Annotated in this window: 12 protein-coding genes; 1 reads left to right on the plus strand and 11 read right to left on the minus strand. The window is 64.7% G+C overall.

Going from position 1 to position 14578, the window contains the following annotated elements; all coding sequences use genetic code 11:
* Positions 1 to 172 precede the first annotated feature (172 nt).
* From ACYQ1K_RS15935 to ACYQ1K_RS15965, 7 genes are all read right to left on the minus strand, one after another.
* On the minus strand, positions 173 to 1435 hold the full coding sequence (locus tag ACYQ1K_RS15935; protein ID WP_459984095.1) for a cytochrome P450: 1263 nt from the start codon (positions 1433 to 1435) through the stop codon (positions 173 to 175).
* Between the two features lie 225 nt (positions 1436 to 1660).
* A complete protein-coding gene (locus ACYQ1K_RS15940; RefSeq protein ID WP_459984096.1) occupies positions 1661 to 2701 on the minus strand; it encodes an NHL repeat-containing protein in 1041 nt (346 codons plus the stop codon).
* 27 nt (positions 2702 to 2728) lie between these two features.
* Positions 2729 to 3898, minus strand: a complete 1170-nt coding sequence (locus ACYQ1K_RS15945; protein ID WP_459984097.1) for an NAD(P)/FAD-dependent oxidoreductase — start codon at positions 3896 to 3898, stop codon at positions 2729 to 2731.
* 57 nt (positions 3899 to 3955) lie between these two features.
* The gene (locus ACYQ1K_RS15950; RefSeq protein ID WP_459984098.1) at positions 3956 to 5152 is read right to left on the minus strand and encodes a cytochrome P450; all 1197 of its coding nucleotides are present in this window, start codon (positions 5150 to 5152) and stop codon (positions 3956 to 3958) included.
* Between the two features lie 89 nt (positions 5153 to 5241).
* Positions 5242 to 6732, minus strand: a complete 1491-nt coding sequence (locus tag ACYQ1K_RS15955) for an aldehyde dehydrogenase family protein (protein WP_459984099.1) — start codon at positions 6730 to 6732, stop codon at positions 5242 to 5244.
* On the minus strand, positions 6732 to 6953 hold the full coding sequence (locus tag ACYQ1K_RS15960; RefSeq protein ID WP_459984100.1) for a ferredoxin: 222 nt from the start codon (positions 6951 to 6953) through the stop codon (positions 6732 to 6734). Before ACYQ1K_RS15960 ends, ACYQ1K_RS15955 begins: the two co-directional genes overlap by 1 nt.
* Positions 6954 to 7290: 337 nt before the next feature.
* Complete coding sequence (locus tag ACYQ1K_RS15965; RefSeq protein ID WP_459984101.1) at positions 7291 to 7758, minus strand: YbhB/YbcL family Raf kinase inhibitor-like protein; 468 nt, start codon at positions 7756 to 7758, stop codon at positions 7291 to 7293.
* 410 nt (positions 7759 to 8168) lie between these two features.
* Here ACYQ1K_RS15965 and ACYQ1K_RS15970 point away from each other — a divergent pair, with 410 nt between their 5' ends.
* The gene (locus tag ACYQ1K_RS15970) at positions 8169 to 9563 is read left to right on the plus strand and encodes an MFS transporter (RefSeq protein WP_459984102.1); all 1395 of its coding nucleotides are present in this window, start codon (positions 8169 to 8171) and stop codon (positions 9561 to 9563) included.
* A gap of 987 nt (positions 9564 to 10550) precedes the next feature.
* Here ACYQ1K_RS15970 and ACYQ1K_RS15975 read toward each other — a convergent pair.
* From ACYQ1K_RS15975 to ACYQ1K_RS15990, 4 genes are all read right to left on the minus strand, one after another.
* The gene (locus tag ACYQ1K_RS15975) at positions 10551 to 11357 is read right to left on the minus strand and encodes a hypothetical protein (protein ID WP_459984103.1); all 807 of its coding nucleotides are present in this window, start codon (positions 11355 to 11357) and stop codon (positions 10551 to 10553) included.
* A gap of 64 nt (positions 11358 to 11421) precedes the next feature.
* Positions 11422 to 11943 carry a nuclear transport factor 2 family protein gene (locus ACYQ1K_RS15980; protein ID WP_459984104.1) on the minus strand — a complete coding sequence of 174 codons (522 nt, stop codon included), beginning with the start codon at positions 11941 to 11943 and terminating at the stop codon, positions 11422 to 11424.
* 77 nt (positions 11944 to 12020) lie between these two features.
* Positions 12021 to 13040 carry an acetylxylan esterase gene (locus ACYQ1K_RS15985; protein ID WP_459984105.1) on the minus strand — a complete coding sequence of 340 codons (1020 nt, stop codon included), beginning with the start codon at positions 13038 to 13040 and terminating at the stop codon, positions 12021 to 12023.
* A gap of 145 nt (positions 13041 to 13185) precedes the next feature.
* Positions 13186 to 14578, minus strand: a 1393-nt coding sequence (locus tag ACYQ1K_RS15990; protein ID WP_459984106.1) for an MFS transporter, incomplete at its 5' end; no start/stop codon positions are given.

Genomic DNA, 14578 nt, shown 5'->3' on the forward strand with positions numbered 1-14578 from the left:
ATTCTAGTCGAAAGGCGAGGCGCCGTAAAGGGGCATCCATGCGGATGTGCGAACCAGGCGCCACGGAGTGGCAGCCCAGCGCCGACGATCGGCAGCCCGGGCAACACGGCGTCGACGGACGAGGCGGGAGTCGGCCAGCGCCGACCCCCGCCTCGTCCGTCGACGCCGCTGGTCACATGTCAGATCGACCGTCAAAGGCGATACAGACCCTCCGCGGTACGCGGAACCCGAAGCTCAGGACTGGCACCAGATCGCTCTCCGCCTCGACCAGACGAATGTTGCTCAGACGGTCGAGCAGCGCGTTGATCGTTACCTCGACCTGCAAGGCCGCCATCCCCGCACCGACGCAGCGGTGCACACCGCGCCCGAGGCTCAGGTGATCGGAAGCGACATTCGGCCGATCGACGTCGAACATGGCAGGGCTCGGGAAGACGGACGGATCGTGGTTCCCAGCAACCATCGCGACGAGGACCGCTGAGCCGGCCGGGACCTCGACACCTCCGACAGTCGTGTCCTGAACGCACCTCCGGAACATCCATGGAACCGGAGTCTCGATGCGCAGGCACTCCAGCGACACCGCCCTGACCAGCGATCGGTCTCGCCGGACGCGGTCCTGCAGATCAGGGTCGCGAGCCAGCCGCCCGACGATGTCGGCGAGGTGTCCACCCATCGCATGCTCAGCGCCGAACAGGGTCATGGACAACTGCTTGCTCAGGACGTTCACATCAAGCCGGCCATCGCGAGCCACCTGCATGTCGACCAGCCTCGAGACGTAGTCGGACTCGACCGGCGAGGCAGCCCTGTCGCGAATCACATCCGCGACCAACTCCTGGACGTCCATCCACGCCTCCCGGAGCTCCTCGATCATCTCCTCGGTGCGGTGGGGGTTGTTGTCGTTCTCCTCAAAGGCCTCTGACAGGCGCTTGACGAGCTTGTCGGCAGCAGCCGGTAGTCCAAGGACCTCGCGAACCACCTTCATCGACATCACGTCAGAGAACTGAGGACGGAAGTCGCAGAAACCGTCGTCGGCGAAGGTGTCGATAAGGCGCGACACCTCGAGCTCGATCAGCGGCCGCGCAGCCTCCAAGGACTCCTTCGAGACGAATGGCCATAGCCAAGATCGCTTGACACGGTGGTCAGCTCCGTCAGAGAAGAAGATATCGGTCGGCTCGTAGTTCGACACCGCCTCGGGATCGACCGGCGGCTTGCGGACGTCGTCGAAGCCCAGGAACTGGCTGTGACCGGAACCTCCACCACTGGAATCGCCCTCGAAGCCCACGTCGTTCGAGAACACTCCGGGCCGCATCAGCACGTCGACACAGTCCTCCCACCGGGAGACCACGTACAGCGGGACACCGAACTGACTTTCCTCTGCGAAACGATGGACTGGCGCCTTCTCCCGCAGGGTGTCGAAGTAGCCGAACGGGCACCTCACGGTCTCGTCCGACGGTGGCCAACTGCGGAAGTCCTTCGGCCAATCATACGATCCAATCATCGCACTCCACTTTCGTTATACGACCGCACGCCTCCGTTATTCGGAGTCTATCGGCCCCTGTAGCAAAAGGCGAGCACACCGTCCGTTCGCATGGCCTGACTGTTCGCACCCCGCGGCTGCCAAGGATGGGTGACACTCTCGCCCGCCAACCGAGCAGCTGGTGCCTCAGAAGGCGGACCGGACGTCGTCGATGCTCAGCCGGGAGACTCGGCCCCCGATCATCCACTCCGTGACATATAGGTTGTCAGCAGAGGTGGCGATGCCGTGGGGGCTGTTGAAACAACCGCTGGAGATCGAGGGGCGCCGGAGCTGACCGCGCACACCGCGGACGTTTGGCCAGCCGTCCGATTCCCTGGGACGAGGAGCACGACCGATCCGGCCGATCACACGCTCACTCCGCAAGACCACGATGTCGCCCGACAACTCGGTGACGAACATCAGGTCGCCCGACCAGGCGAGGCCCGACGGGCTGTTGAGGAAGCCCTCGCCAATGCTCCGGCGATATGCGCCGTCTGCCGAAAGGGCCACGACTCGCTGGTTACGCCTGTCCGCGACGAGGACCTCGGGACCGTCTCCGGAGTCATGGACCTGGACGTCGTGAGGGACCTTGAAGGCGATGCCGCTCTCGGCGCCGTCAAGAGTCTGGAGCAACTGTCCGTGGGGACTGAACTGGTGGACCAGCGAGGACCCGTACCCGTCGGCCACCCATACCGATCGGTTCTGCGGGTCGACTGCGACTGCGGTGGGGCTCCAATGGCTCTGCGGTTCGGGGCCGTCACCAGCGGGCAGGTGCAGTTCGGCAGCGATCGCGCCCGTCGACGACAGCGCCACCACGCGCCCCGGCGACGTGACCGGTCGATAGTTCGGCGCGGCCAGGCGCTCGAACGACTCGTAATGAGGTCCGCGGTAGCTGGCGAAGTCCCCGGGGAGGAGCTTCTCGCCCGGGTCAGCGATCCAGAGAACCTCGGCGTCGTCCAGCAGAGCGGAACGGATGCAGTGCATCTCCAGAAGTGGCGTACTGGCGAACGTCGTGCTGCCCGCACGGTCGACCACAACGAGACGGCAGCCTTCCGGGTGGGCGAAGACGATGCTCCCCTCGGCCGACACAGCGATTCCCGAATGGGACCATCCGGGACTGCGGTGCCCTTCGGCCCAGATCTCATCGGACCGCAGATCCTCGATCCGGGGGACGGCGGAGATGGTCACGACACACGCTGCACTTCGCGACGCATCTCAGGACACGACCGCTGCGCGGACCGTCCGCCTGAAGCGCATGGCTTGGCGCACACTGTTGAGGCAGAAAGCCCCACGAAGCTCACCCGCACGGTGGTAGCTCAGGACGAGTGCGTCGCCATCGCTCTCCTCCACATGGATCTCATCGCTTCCAGTGAAAGAGCCGACGATCTGGATCTTGTGCTGATACTGGTCCGACCACACGTAGGGAACGTGAGCGAAAGCCTCACGGTCCCCAGTCCTGGCCAGAAGATCGAGGGAGACATTCGCGCCGGCCGCGATGCCCTGCTCGCGAGCCGTCGTCCAGTGCTCCACTCGCATCCGCTCACCCGCGAACGTCGGATTCAGCCACGATGCGAGATCACCCGCTGCGTACACCCGTTCCCGAGTCGTACCCAGCATCTCGTCGCACACGACTCCGCGATCAACGGCAATCCCCGACCCGTTAAGCCAGGCCACATCCGGCACGACCCCCACGCAGACAAGTGCGATATCCGCATCGATCACTGCGCCGTCGCTGAGCTCGACTCGCAAGCCCTCGTCGGTCTCCGCTGACGCCGCTACCGTCCGGCCGCTGTAGAACTCGACCCCTGCTCCGGCATGGACGTCGAGGAGCTTCGAGGCACCGACCTCCCCGATGCGGCTCTGCAGCGGAAGCGGATCGACGTCGACGACAGCGACGGTGAGCCCGCCTTTGGCGCAGTGCGCCGCCACCTCCAGACCGATGAAGCCTCCGCCGACGATCACCACAGAACGCGCTGCTTGCAGCGCGTCCTGAAGGCGAAGCGAGTCCTCAAGCGTTCGGAGGCTGAAGACTCGTGGCCCCAGAGGGATGGTGCCCAGTGTTCTCGCGGAACAGCCGGTTGCAACGACCAAACCCGAGAAGGGGATGCGCTCCCCCTCACGCGTCACTAGGAGGTCCTCATCTTGTTCCAGCCGGTCCACGTGAACGCCAGCGCGGACGTAGATTTCCATCTCCTTCCAGAAGGCCTCTGGCCTGAGATGGATCTGCTCCGGCTGCCACTCGCCTGCCAGTAGCTGCTTGGACAGCGGCGGCCGGTCATACGGCGCGGCTGCCTGCGCCTCGAGAAGGCAGATGTCTCCCGTCCAACCGGCTCGACGCGCGCCCTCCGCCGCATTCACGCCGGCAACGGACCCACCGACGACCACCAACGGTTCCGTCATGACTGCTCCTGGTCTGACCAAATCGGATGTGCCAGGTGCACCTCAGCCCACCATGTGGTCACGCGGCGTGAATCGGATCGGGACTCGCGTCACACCAGCGATGATGCCGATGGATCGCGGGTACTCAACGCCCTCCTTGACAACCTCGTAGTCAGGCATGTTCGTGAGGATCGCCGACAGCGCGATGCGGAGCTCGGCCCTGGCGATGGCAGCGCCGAGGCACCGGTGGGGACCGATTCCGAACGACATGTGCCGGTTCGGGGTGCGGTCCAGGACCAGCTCGTCGGGGTTCTCGAACACCCGCTCGTCACGGTTGGCACTGGCTCCCAGGGCGAAGACGACCTGGCCGGGCTCGAGCGGCTGGTCGCCGACCGTGCAGGCCTTCGTGACCGTACGCGCCAGTCCCTGGACCGGGGAGTTGAACCGAAGGAACTCCTCGATCGCGGTCGGAATGAGCTCGGGCTCGTCGATCAGCTGGGCCCGGAGGTCCCGGCGCTCGTCCAGAAGAACGAGGATCGAACTGAGGGCAGCAAAGACCGTGTCAAATCCCCCGCTGAGGGTCATCCGCGTCATGCTCAGGACCTCATCACGGCTAGGGGACCATCCCTCGTCGTCCTTGTAGGTAAGGAGCTGCGAGATCATGTCGTCCCCGGGATTCTCGATCCGCGCGTCGATCTCGGCTTCGATGGACTTGTACGCCTCGGCGACTCCAAGTGCACCCTTCGCGTGCTCCTCGGTGCCGGGCTCCGCGTAGGAGACGGCATGCAGCGGCTCAGCAAGCAGGTGATAGTCGATGTCCAGGCCCAGCATCGCGAGCGTGACACGACAGGGAAGCGGCTCGCAGAACGCCTCGACCATCTCGCACTCTCCTGTCGGCAGGATCGCCGTCAGCAACTCCTTGACGTAAGCCTCGATGATCGGCTCGAGGGCCTTGACCGCCTTGGGCGAGTAGTGGGGATACAGCGCTCCCCGGTAACGCTCGAGGTCCGGGGAGTCGCTCTCCATCGGCACCAGCTTCGGATACCCCGGCACCTTGGGGATGATCACCTGCTGGTTGGACGAGAACGTGCTGTTGTCACGGAAGACCTCGAACACGTCGTCGTACCGCGCAACCGTCCAGAAGCCATCGTCGTAGGTGGACGAATGGGCCACGGGACACTTGTCGCGCATCTCGCGATACGTCTCCCAGCGCGAGTCCTGGAAGCCCTCGCTGTGGTGGTCAAACTCGAACGTCTTCATCTACTGCCACTCCTTTGTCCAAGAATCTAAAAGCCAACTGAGCCCTGATCCGCCCACGCCACTCGCAAACCCCGAGGGTCTGCAGCCGGTCACGAACCCAGGCGGACGTTGATCGACTTGACCTGCATGTAGGAATACAGCTCCTCGATATCCTCAGCGCGCTCAAGGCCCGAGTTCTTGAAGCCGCCGAATGGCATGCCCGCGTACAGGGCCGGTCCGGTGTTGATCCAGACGTAGCCCGCCTCGATCTTGCGGGCCATACGCTGCGCCCGCGCCAGATCGCCGCTCCACAGGCTCGAAGTGAGCCCGAGGTCGGAGTCGTTGGCGATCTTGATCGCTTCTTCCTCGTCGCGGAAGGTCATCACCGACAGCACCGGTCCGAACACCTCTTCACGAGCGAGCTGGTTGTCCGGCTCGATGTTCCGAAGGACGGTCGGCGAGACGTAGTAACCCTTCTCAGGCGCGTCGTTGGGCCGGCCGCCACCCGTGACGAGCTGCCCACCTTGCGACTGCCCGAGCTCGATGTAGCGGAGCACCTTCTCGTACTGCGCCTGCGAGATCACGGTGCCCATCTGGGTCTCCTCATCCAGGGGATCACCGATCTGATAGGACTCTGCGTCCGCCTTGACCCGCGCAATGACCTCCTCGACCACGGACTCGTGCACGAGGAGGCGGGAGGTCGACGCACAGGACTGACCGGCGGTGCGGAAGCTCATGCCGCGCACGGCGGCCGCAGCCGCAGCCGGGATGTCTGCGTCGGGGAAAATAATGAGGGCGTTCTTTCCACCCAGTTCGAGCGAGACCCGCTTGACACCGGTCTCCGCCGCCGAGCGCAGGATGGTCTGGCCGATCGCCACGCTGCCAGTGAAGGCGATGCGGCGGACCTTCCTGTGCCTCACCAAAGCATCTCCCGCGACGGGGCCGATCCCGCTCAGCACATTGAAGACGCCCGGGGGCAGGATGTCCGAGAGAATCTCTCCGATGCGCAGGCCCGACAGCGGAGCCTGGTCCGGCGTCTTCACCACCACGGTGTTCCCGACGATCAGCGGGATCAGCGAATGGGCGGTGACCAGGAGGGGGTGGTTGAAGGGGGTGATTCGGGCGACGACGCCGTAGGGCTCGTATTCGGTGTAGTGGAGGTGGTCCGGAATGCCGGGAACGACCTCGCCGCGGAGGGCCGTTGCCCAGTCGAGGGCCGCGACGATCTTCTCCCGCACGATCGCGGCGTCGATGCGCATCGAGGCGATGGGGTTGCCTGAGTCGAGAGCGTCCAAGAGTGCCAGCTCCTCGCTGTGCTCCTGGATGGCATCGATGGCGTCGCGGACGTATTTGACCCTGGTCTGCAGGGGCAGGTGTCGCCACGGCTCGAAGGCCTTCGCTGCGGACTCGACCGCGCGGTCGACATCGGCGACGCTGGCAGCTGGCGCTGAGGCGAGATAGGCCTCGGTCGCGGGGTCGATGAGGTCGTACGTCGCGCCGTCGGCCGCGTCGACTTGGTCGCCGTGGATGGTCAGGCGGAACTTCGTAGCCTGGAGCATGTCCATCGCGGCCTGTCGCAGGTTGGTGTTCTTCTCCGTCATCAGGATCGGCTTCCTTCTGCATCGTCGAGCAACCGGATGGCTCGTTCGGGGCACACATCCACCGAGCGACGAGCAACCGGCGCCAGCCGCTCGGGCACCGGGTCGACCTGGACGATCGACTTGCCGTCGGGGTCACGGAGGGCGAAGAGTTCCTCTGATTCGAAGTAGCAGAGTCCGTGCCCCTGGCATGAGCCCAGATCCACGCTGATGTGCATTGCCATTGAATCCATCCTGATATGTCCTGGGTGCCCCACCGGTGCGGCCACTCTGGCCGAAGCTCCACTAGTCGGCTTGCCGGTAGGGATTCGGCCAACAGCCACCGCCTCACAGCGAGCGGTGTTGTGATCGAGACTACTCCCCCATTCCCATCCCAGGTCCGATAATCGACCTAGTGGGTGCGAAAGTTGGTGAGACGAGATTAGGCCGAGGTCCACGGTGCGTCAATAGGTAGTCAAAGGTTTCAGAATACGTCAGCCCGGCGTCGCCGAACTGTCAGAACGGCCGCCGAGGGCGGAGGCCCCTGCGCCAGCCAGCGCCAGGTGCTCGGACCCGATGCACTCAGGCCTCGCCACCGAAGACGCCGACGATGCGGGCCTGCGCCACCACGTATTCGGAGATGACAGCTCGGAGCTCGGCCGCGCTCATACCCGGTCGCACGGGCGGTTCGCCGGCGATGGCATACAGGTGGAAGTGGTAGTAGTGGTCGCCGTGTCCCGGCGGCGGACCTACAGGAACGAACGCACGGGTTCCCATGTCAGTGACACCCAGGCCATAGGCGTCCTGCTCTGTCGCGCCCAATCCCCGAGCCGAGGCCGGCACGCCGTACGCAACCCAGTGCACGAAGCCGTCAATCAGTGGCGCATCTCTGTCTTCGACGATGACCGCGAACGACGTGATGTCGCCCGGAACGCCGCTCCACCTCAGCGTCGGCAGGACGCCGGCCTCGCCCGAGGTGGTCGCCGGCAGCCGGCCGCCATGCAGGAAGTCGGGACTCTCCAGGGACAGTTCTCCGAGGTTGACCTTCATGTCGATGCCTTCCTGTTCGGGGCGGCCCACACGGGCAGCCGAGATGGCCGATTATCGTCCCAGGTTACCCGTTATCGAATCGATGGCGTCTTACATCGTTCATCGTCTACCACCACGGGACGCGCCGTCACCCGGCGCCGCGGCGCACTATGCGGCAGTGCGCCAGCCGCGAGTCCACGATCCTTCCCAGGCGGGGGTCAATGCACTAGGGTTCCGTATTGCGAATGATTGGACTCGATTACCGACACCGCACCCGCGCGTCGCCGGTCGCAGCGAACCTCGGACCGCTATTGAGCACCTTCGTCCCACTTCGGTCAGAGCGCTCGATCGCCCTCGCACCACCCGGGTACGTGGATTGCGCGTACGTGGATTGCCGCGTACACGACGCTGCCCGCCCAATGGAAGGAGCCATGCAGCAGATCCCCGCGAAGTCCGAGCCCCTGATCGACCAACAATTCGGATGGCGGTTTCAGCTTCCGCTGTTCCTCGCCTCAACGCTCAATCCGATCAACAACTCGATGATCGCCGTCGCGTTGGTGCCAATCTCAGTCGACATGCAGGTTTCTGTGGGGCGAACCGCCGTACTGGTGTCAGCCCTCTACATCACCACCTCCATCGCCCAGCCCGCGGCTGGCAAGGTTGCAGAGCTCCTCGGGCCGCGGCGGGTGTTCACCTCCGGCACAGCCCTCGTGATCACCGGCGGACTGCTCGGAGGATTCTCGGCAACTTTGGTGGGACTGATGCTCAGTCGCGTGCTGATCGGGATCGGCACCTCCTGCGCCTTTCCCTCGGCGATGCTCATCGTCAGACGTCGAGCGAGGGTCGCCGGGCTGGAGCGCCCGCCTGGAGGGGTCCTGGGAATGCTCCAGGTCGCTGGCTTCGCCAGCGCATCCATCGGCCTCCCGCTCGGCGGGCTGCTTGTCGAGTGGGGCGGATGGCGATGGGTGTTCCTCGTCAACATGCCACTGGGTCTCATCTCGCTTCTGGCCGCGCTGCGATGGCTGCCCCGCGATGCGGCCTCCGAAGCCGATCGCCGGGGAGTCCGCGAGTTCATGTCGGACCTGGACTTGCCGGGTCTGATTGGCTTTGCCGGCGCGATGACAGCACTAATGATCTTCGTCGACACCTTTCCCTCGCCCCGATGGCCACTGCTCTGGCTCAGTCTCACCCTGTGGGTTGTTGAGGCTTGGTGGGAGTTGCGCGCCCGCAGACCGTTTCTGGACCTACGTCTGATGATCCGCGAACTCGCACTCACCAGGACATACGTCAGGTATGCGCTCATCAACTTCAGCGGCTATGTGGTGTTCCTCGGCCTGCCTCAATGGCTCCAAGTAGTTCGTGACCTGAGTGCGCTGGAGGCGAGTATGTTCCTCATGCCCACCATGCTGGTGTCCATCGTCGCCACTGTCCCACTATCTCGGGCCAACATGGTTCGCGGGCCACTCGTCTGGGCGGCGTACTCGAGCCTGGCGGCCGGGGCCCTGGCACTGGCGCTTCCCAGCTCCGCATGGCCGTGGCTCACGCCGATCATCGCGGTTCTGACCGGACTGGCGCTGGGTGCGGGCGGCACCGGTAACCAACTGGCTCTCTACCACCAAGCGGCCACCGCGAATTTCGGAACGGCTTCAGGCCTTCTGCGGTCGTTTGCTGCCCTGGGTGCGATCTCGTCCTCGGCGGTCGCCAGCATCGCTTACACCGACGACGTGACGAACGCGGGAATGATGACGATCGCCGCGGCGATGGTTGTGGTCGCTGGCGCTGTCCTCGTCCTCTCACTGTTGGACCGCACCCTTCCCCGCCCCTGACAGGGCGACGTGCCTCGCACTGGTGCGAGCGGTGATCGGCTTCGGAGCCGACGGTCGTCCACACGTACGAGACCAACGGCTTCAAGGTCGCGGTCGATCAGCGCCATGCGGCGTGGGCCCCGCACGAAGGTCGTGCTCTTCCTGTCGTCCTCCAACGTCACGGGCGCTGTCTAAGCGACTGACGAACCCGCCAGCTCGACGAGTGGATCCACGCGAAGGGCTCCCAGGTGGTCACCGACGAGACCTACAAGCCCCTGGTCTACAGCGGCCTCGACACTCGTTCCCTGCCGGAAGTCTGCCCTGAGTTCACCCATCCAACAGTGGTTGTCAGCGGCGTCGCGAAGCCCTTTGCCAGGATGGCCGTTGGGCTGGACGATCGGCCCGGCGGATCTCATCGCTCCGCCACGAACCTCCAGTCACACACCACGTCGAATGTCGCCCATGTCCCTCAGCGTGCGCCACTGGCCGGGCTGACGAGGGAACTCACCGCGGCGACGCAGATGCAGACCGCCCTTCGGAGGCGGCGACGCCGCATCGGGCCGATGCTCGATGATGGACGGATCGAGTGCGTGCGCGACGCAGGGCGGACACGTCAACGCCCATCCGTTCGTCAAGCGACCTCTCGGCCGCGAGCACGGCGCCGACTCATCGCAACGTCTCCTGAGCTGGCCGAGCACATCCTCGACCCGGCCCGCGTGGCAGTCGTCCCGGCTCAGGCCTTCGGCTCGCCCCGGATAGCTGCGATTCTACCGATGCCAAGGGTCATGCTGGCACTGTCGCGGGCACTAGCCGACTTCAGCGGTTGTCGCTCCGCCCACGTCTTGAGCGGGATGAGCGCCGCAACCGGGACAGGCTGACTGTCCGGCGAGAGGGAGGGTCACCGCGTGATCGTCGGTGCACCGCCCGGGGTCATCGGGAGGTGGGCCTACGACCCCCTATCGGTCATATGGACGCCGTCTGATCCGGGCACATCACAAAGGCGCGCCGTCAGACGGATGACTCCGCCAATGCGGGCGCGTTGCCACGGTGCAGCATTCTGATCGCGTCGCTGACGTCGATTCGGCGATACGTCTCCGTCCATCCTGTTGCCGTACGAAGGTTCTCTCGGCCCTTCCAGATGCGGTTGCGATCGGCCTCAGGGACCTCCTCAAGCCGGAGCGGAGGAAAATGCGCGACCTCACCTTCCGGCACGTAGAGCTCGCCGCGCATCGCCTGCGCCTCGAGCCGCTCAGCCCCGGCGTCGTCGTGCTGAAGGCACATCTTGGTGTTGACCTCGACCAGCCGGTCAAGGCCCGTGATGGCGACGTCAGCGTCGGCGGTCCGCCCGTCCGGCGAGTAGGCCCAAGCAGCGACCATGCGGTCCCTTGCTTGCTCAGGCTCCTTGAAGAGGTGCTGAACCTCGCCCACGGGCCGATCTGGGACCACGAGGTGGGTGATCCCGCGATCATTGAGCGCCCCCAGTATCTGGACCGGGTCGTTCTCGACGAAAACCTCTTTCCGCGACGGGAAGACGTCGTAGGCAGACAGGTCCCCATGGCGGCCACCAACATGGAAAGCGTAGACATCAGGATAGGTCGGGTGCTCGCGCGATCGTCGAGTCGGGCGTGCATCGTAATACGCGCTGATGGCCAGTTGCAGGATGTAGGAGGCGCCGACGATACCGAACGGATCGTGGATCACGACGCCGAGCCGGTGAAGGGGACCCATCTCGACGAAGAGTTCCTCGCGCGTTGCCGGCGCTCCGGCGATCTCGACCGTGAACTGGTCCGCAGCGAGCTGACGAGCTGTGTGCATTGTTCGTCCCTTTCAGACGCAGAGCCACCCGGACGTCATCGGCGGACGGCTGATACCGACCTGATCAATTGCCTCGCGTCGGAAGCTGTGGCGCGCCGAGCACGCCCTCCACGTCGCCAAGCAACCCCAGGTGACCAAGAAGCTCCACCTGGTCGAAGTACAGGTGCTGCTCGGCGACCTTGCCGTCCTCGACTCTGAACACCTCGGCTGCGCCACCCACGTAGAGCCGGTTCGTGGCAGGGATCGAGACACCCGCGTACACCAGGTCCTTGGACTGAATCCCCGAAAACGTGATCCGCTGGGCAACAAGCGTGTCGTTCTCCAGCGTCAGGTGCTTCTCGATTGTCCGGCCCGGAAACGCCGCAGCCCAGCCGATCATGTACTCGGTGACTGCCGCGGGGCCCCTGAGAAGAACACCAGGAGCATTCAGCAGCGTGTCATCGGTAAAGCTCGCCAAGGTTGCCTGCTCGTCACCCGAGGTGAACGCGCTGAACATCCGTTCGACTGCGTCTAGTGCCTGTCCCACAAGATCCTCCTGCCGTAATCCTACGATCGAGTACCAGATGCCTACGGCGCTCCGCAGCACCAGAACAGTCTACCAAGATGGTCAACTAACGGACCTCGCGGTTCGCCTTTCGGTACAAGTGGCCTGTTTGGAATGTGTCATTTCGCGGGGTCGCCCTGAAGGATTTCCGCCGCCCACTTCAGCTGTGCCATGACCTGGTACGACTGTCCACCTTCGTGGGCGTTGTAGGCGTAGACGTTGATGTCCTTCTCTGTCTGGTCTTGAAGACCGGATCGAGCCCCGTAGTTGTTGTAAGCAGCGAAGACAGTCGACGGCGGGCAGGTCCGGTCCATAAGCCCGACCGAGAAGAGGCTAGGAGCCTGAGCGAATCGGCCCAGGTTGACCACGTCGAAGTAGGAGAGTGTGCGATGCACCTGCTCCACCATGTCGCGGTACCCGTTGAGGAACTTCACGATCTCTCCGTACGGCCCGGTGTCGGTGATGGCGAGTGCGCGGCCGAAGTCCGACAGCAATGGCACGTCCGGCGCACAACCGAGCACACCCGCGCCGGCAAGCGCAGAAAGCGCACTCGCAGCAATCGCCAGGCCGCCCCCCTGGCTGATGCCCGTCACGATCACCCGCGCCGGGTCGACCAACGGCGACGACCGCATCGCCTCTACCGCACGGAACGCGTCGATGTAGAGGCGGCGGAAGTAGTAGGTCTCTGGGTCACCGATACCGGACGTCATCAGTCCGGGGAGACGGTTCAACGCTGTGTGGGGACTGTCATCCACGGTCCCATCGGGACCACCAGATGCATGTCCTTGGCTCCGCGTATCCATGATGAAATGGGCGTAGCCGGCCTGAGCCCACAGGGTGTTGTCCAAGGGGAACCCGCGTCCGCTTGTGTACCCGCGGTACTGGATAACGACAGGCAGGGGGGCAGCGGCGCCCGCCGGAACGTTGAGCCAACCCTTGACCGCAGTCCCGTCTGCTCCCGAGAAGGTCACGTCGTAAGTGTCGACGAGGCTCAACCCGTTGGTAGTCGGGACGAACTCTGGTGCATCGACGAACGCACGCGAGGCTGCGATCTCGTCCTTCCAGAACTGCAGGAAGTCCTGCGGCTCTGGAGCCCGCCCGCGATAGGTCTGTAGTTCCTCGAGCGGAAGGTCAAACATGGTCATAGTGATCGCAGGCGGCCGCGCGGCCAGCCCATCTCCAATCTCAATGTGGTAGTTGAAATTCGGGCCTCCGTGCCCGACTCACTGTCAAACCCGAGTGCATGCCGGCTCGAACGAGCTTCCGTAAGCAACTTGGGGATGCTCAAGCGGTCCTAGAGCGACTCACCTGTCCGAGCTTTGCCCAGTCCAGGACCGTCAGGGCGGCCAAACAGAGGCTCAGGACGGTCACCAAGACGGACGTGGCACGCAGTCCCTTGTCCGTCACTTCATGCCGGTTCACCACGCCCACGACCGCCGCAGCAGTGATGGAGGCGACGGCACCGAACGATCTGAAGAGGCCCGAGGCAGACCCGAGCGCGTCGCTGCTGGCCTGGGCATAGAGCGCAATCTGGTTCCCACCGATACCCGCTCCCAGCGATAGGCCCCCGAGGACCGTCGCTCCGAGCACCACCGCAGCGGTGGGGTGAGCCGGCAAGACCCACATCAGGGCGCCCGATGCCAACATCGCCAACCCCGCGATCACGGCAGACCCGCGGACCGCCCCACCTGCCGAAACGCCCATTATTGCCATCCCCGAGAGGACCATCACCGGCAGCAACAAGATCCCAGCCGTTGATGCGGTGTACCCGTGCCCCGCTTGGAGCCACATCGGGAGTCCAATCGTCAGGAGTGAGCCTCCGAGAGTCACTAGCCCAAAGCGCAGGTAGGTTCGCGTGAGCGCGGCGTTGGCCACGAGGAGCCTGATGTCGATGAAAGGACGTGACGACCGCAGTTCGCGACGGACGTGCAGCACGGCAAGCAAAGAACCCGCGGCCAACCACCGCCAGTCTGGCTCGGGAAGCGACTGGGCGAAGATGAGCATCGACGCCAAGGCGCCAGCGAACAGTGCCAGTCCGCTCCCGCCGATCTTGGAGGCGATCTTGGGTACGCGGAGCAATGGCGTGCATCGATCGTATTGCGGGATCCAACGGATCGCCGCGAGCAACGCCAGCGTTCCAAGGGGCACGTTGATCACGAACACCGACCGCCAACCTGCGTAGTGAGTCAAGACGCCACCCAGGGGAAGTCCGAGAGCAGCCGTCGCAAAGGCTGCCACCTGCAGCGCGCCCACCGTCCGCGAGGGAGGTCCGGTCAAGCTCAGCGCCTCCGCGCGACGTGCCACGAGCATCATCGCGCTCGGAAACGCGGTCGACGTACCGAGGCCAATGATCACCCGCGCCACGATCAGGGCCGCCAATGAACTCGCAGTTGCGCCGACGATGCCCCCGCAGATGACCAGCGGAAAGCCCGACAGGAAGACACGGCGCGGACCGATGATCTCAGCGACCCTGCCGGCGGCAGGCAGAGCGATGGCCGTTGTCACGTACAACGAGGAGATCAGGATCGCACCACTGCCCGGAGTCACACCCACCGCAGCAGAAGCTGGGACCAACGCTGTGGCGATGAGCGAACTGTTGATTGGGTTCAGAGAGCACGCCAAGAGGAGTGGGAGTGTGAAGCGACGTCCCAACCCTTGGCGGCGGTGGGCGGACGTT

Source organism: Nocardioides sp. AN3 (genome assembly GCF_054653495.1).

Bases quoted from the DNA above. Each gene is read 5' to 3' on its own strand.
- ACYQ1K_RS15950 (WP_459984098.1), bottom strand. From the start codon at position 5,152: ATGAAGACGTTCGAGTTTGACCACCACAGCGAGGGCTTCCAGGACTCG.
- ACYQ1K_RS15955 (WP_459984099.1), bottom strand. From the start codon at position 6,732: ATGACGGAGAAGAACACCAACCTGCGACAGGCCGCGATGGACATGCTC.
- ACYQ1K_RS15960 (WP_459984100.1), bottom strand. From the start codon at position 6,953: ATGGCAATGCACATCAGCGTGGATCTGGGCTCATGCCAGGGGCACGGA.
- ACYQ1K_RS15965 (WP_459984101.1), bottom strand. From the start codon at position 7,758: ATGAAGGTCAACCTCGGAGAACTGTCCCTGGAGAGTCCCGACTTCCTG.
- ACYQ1K_RS15970 (WP_459984102.1), top strand. From the start codon at position 8,169: ATGCAGCAGATCCCCGCGAAGTCCGAGCCCCTGATCGACCAACAATTC.
- ACYQ1K_RS15975 (WP_459984103.1), bottom strand. From the start codon at position 11,357: ATGCACACAGCTCGTCAGCTCGCTGCGGACCAGTTCACGGTCGAGATC.
- ACYQ1K_RS15985 (WP_459984105.1), bottom strand. From the start codon at position 13,040: ATGTTTGACCTTCCGCTCGAGGAACTACAGACCTATCGCGGGCGGGCT.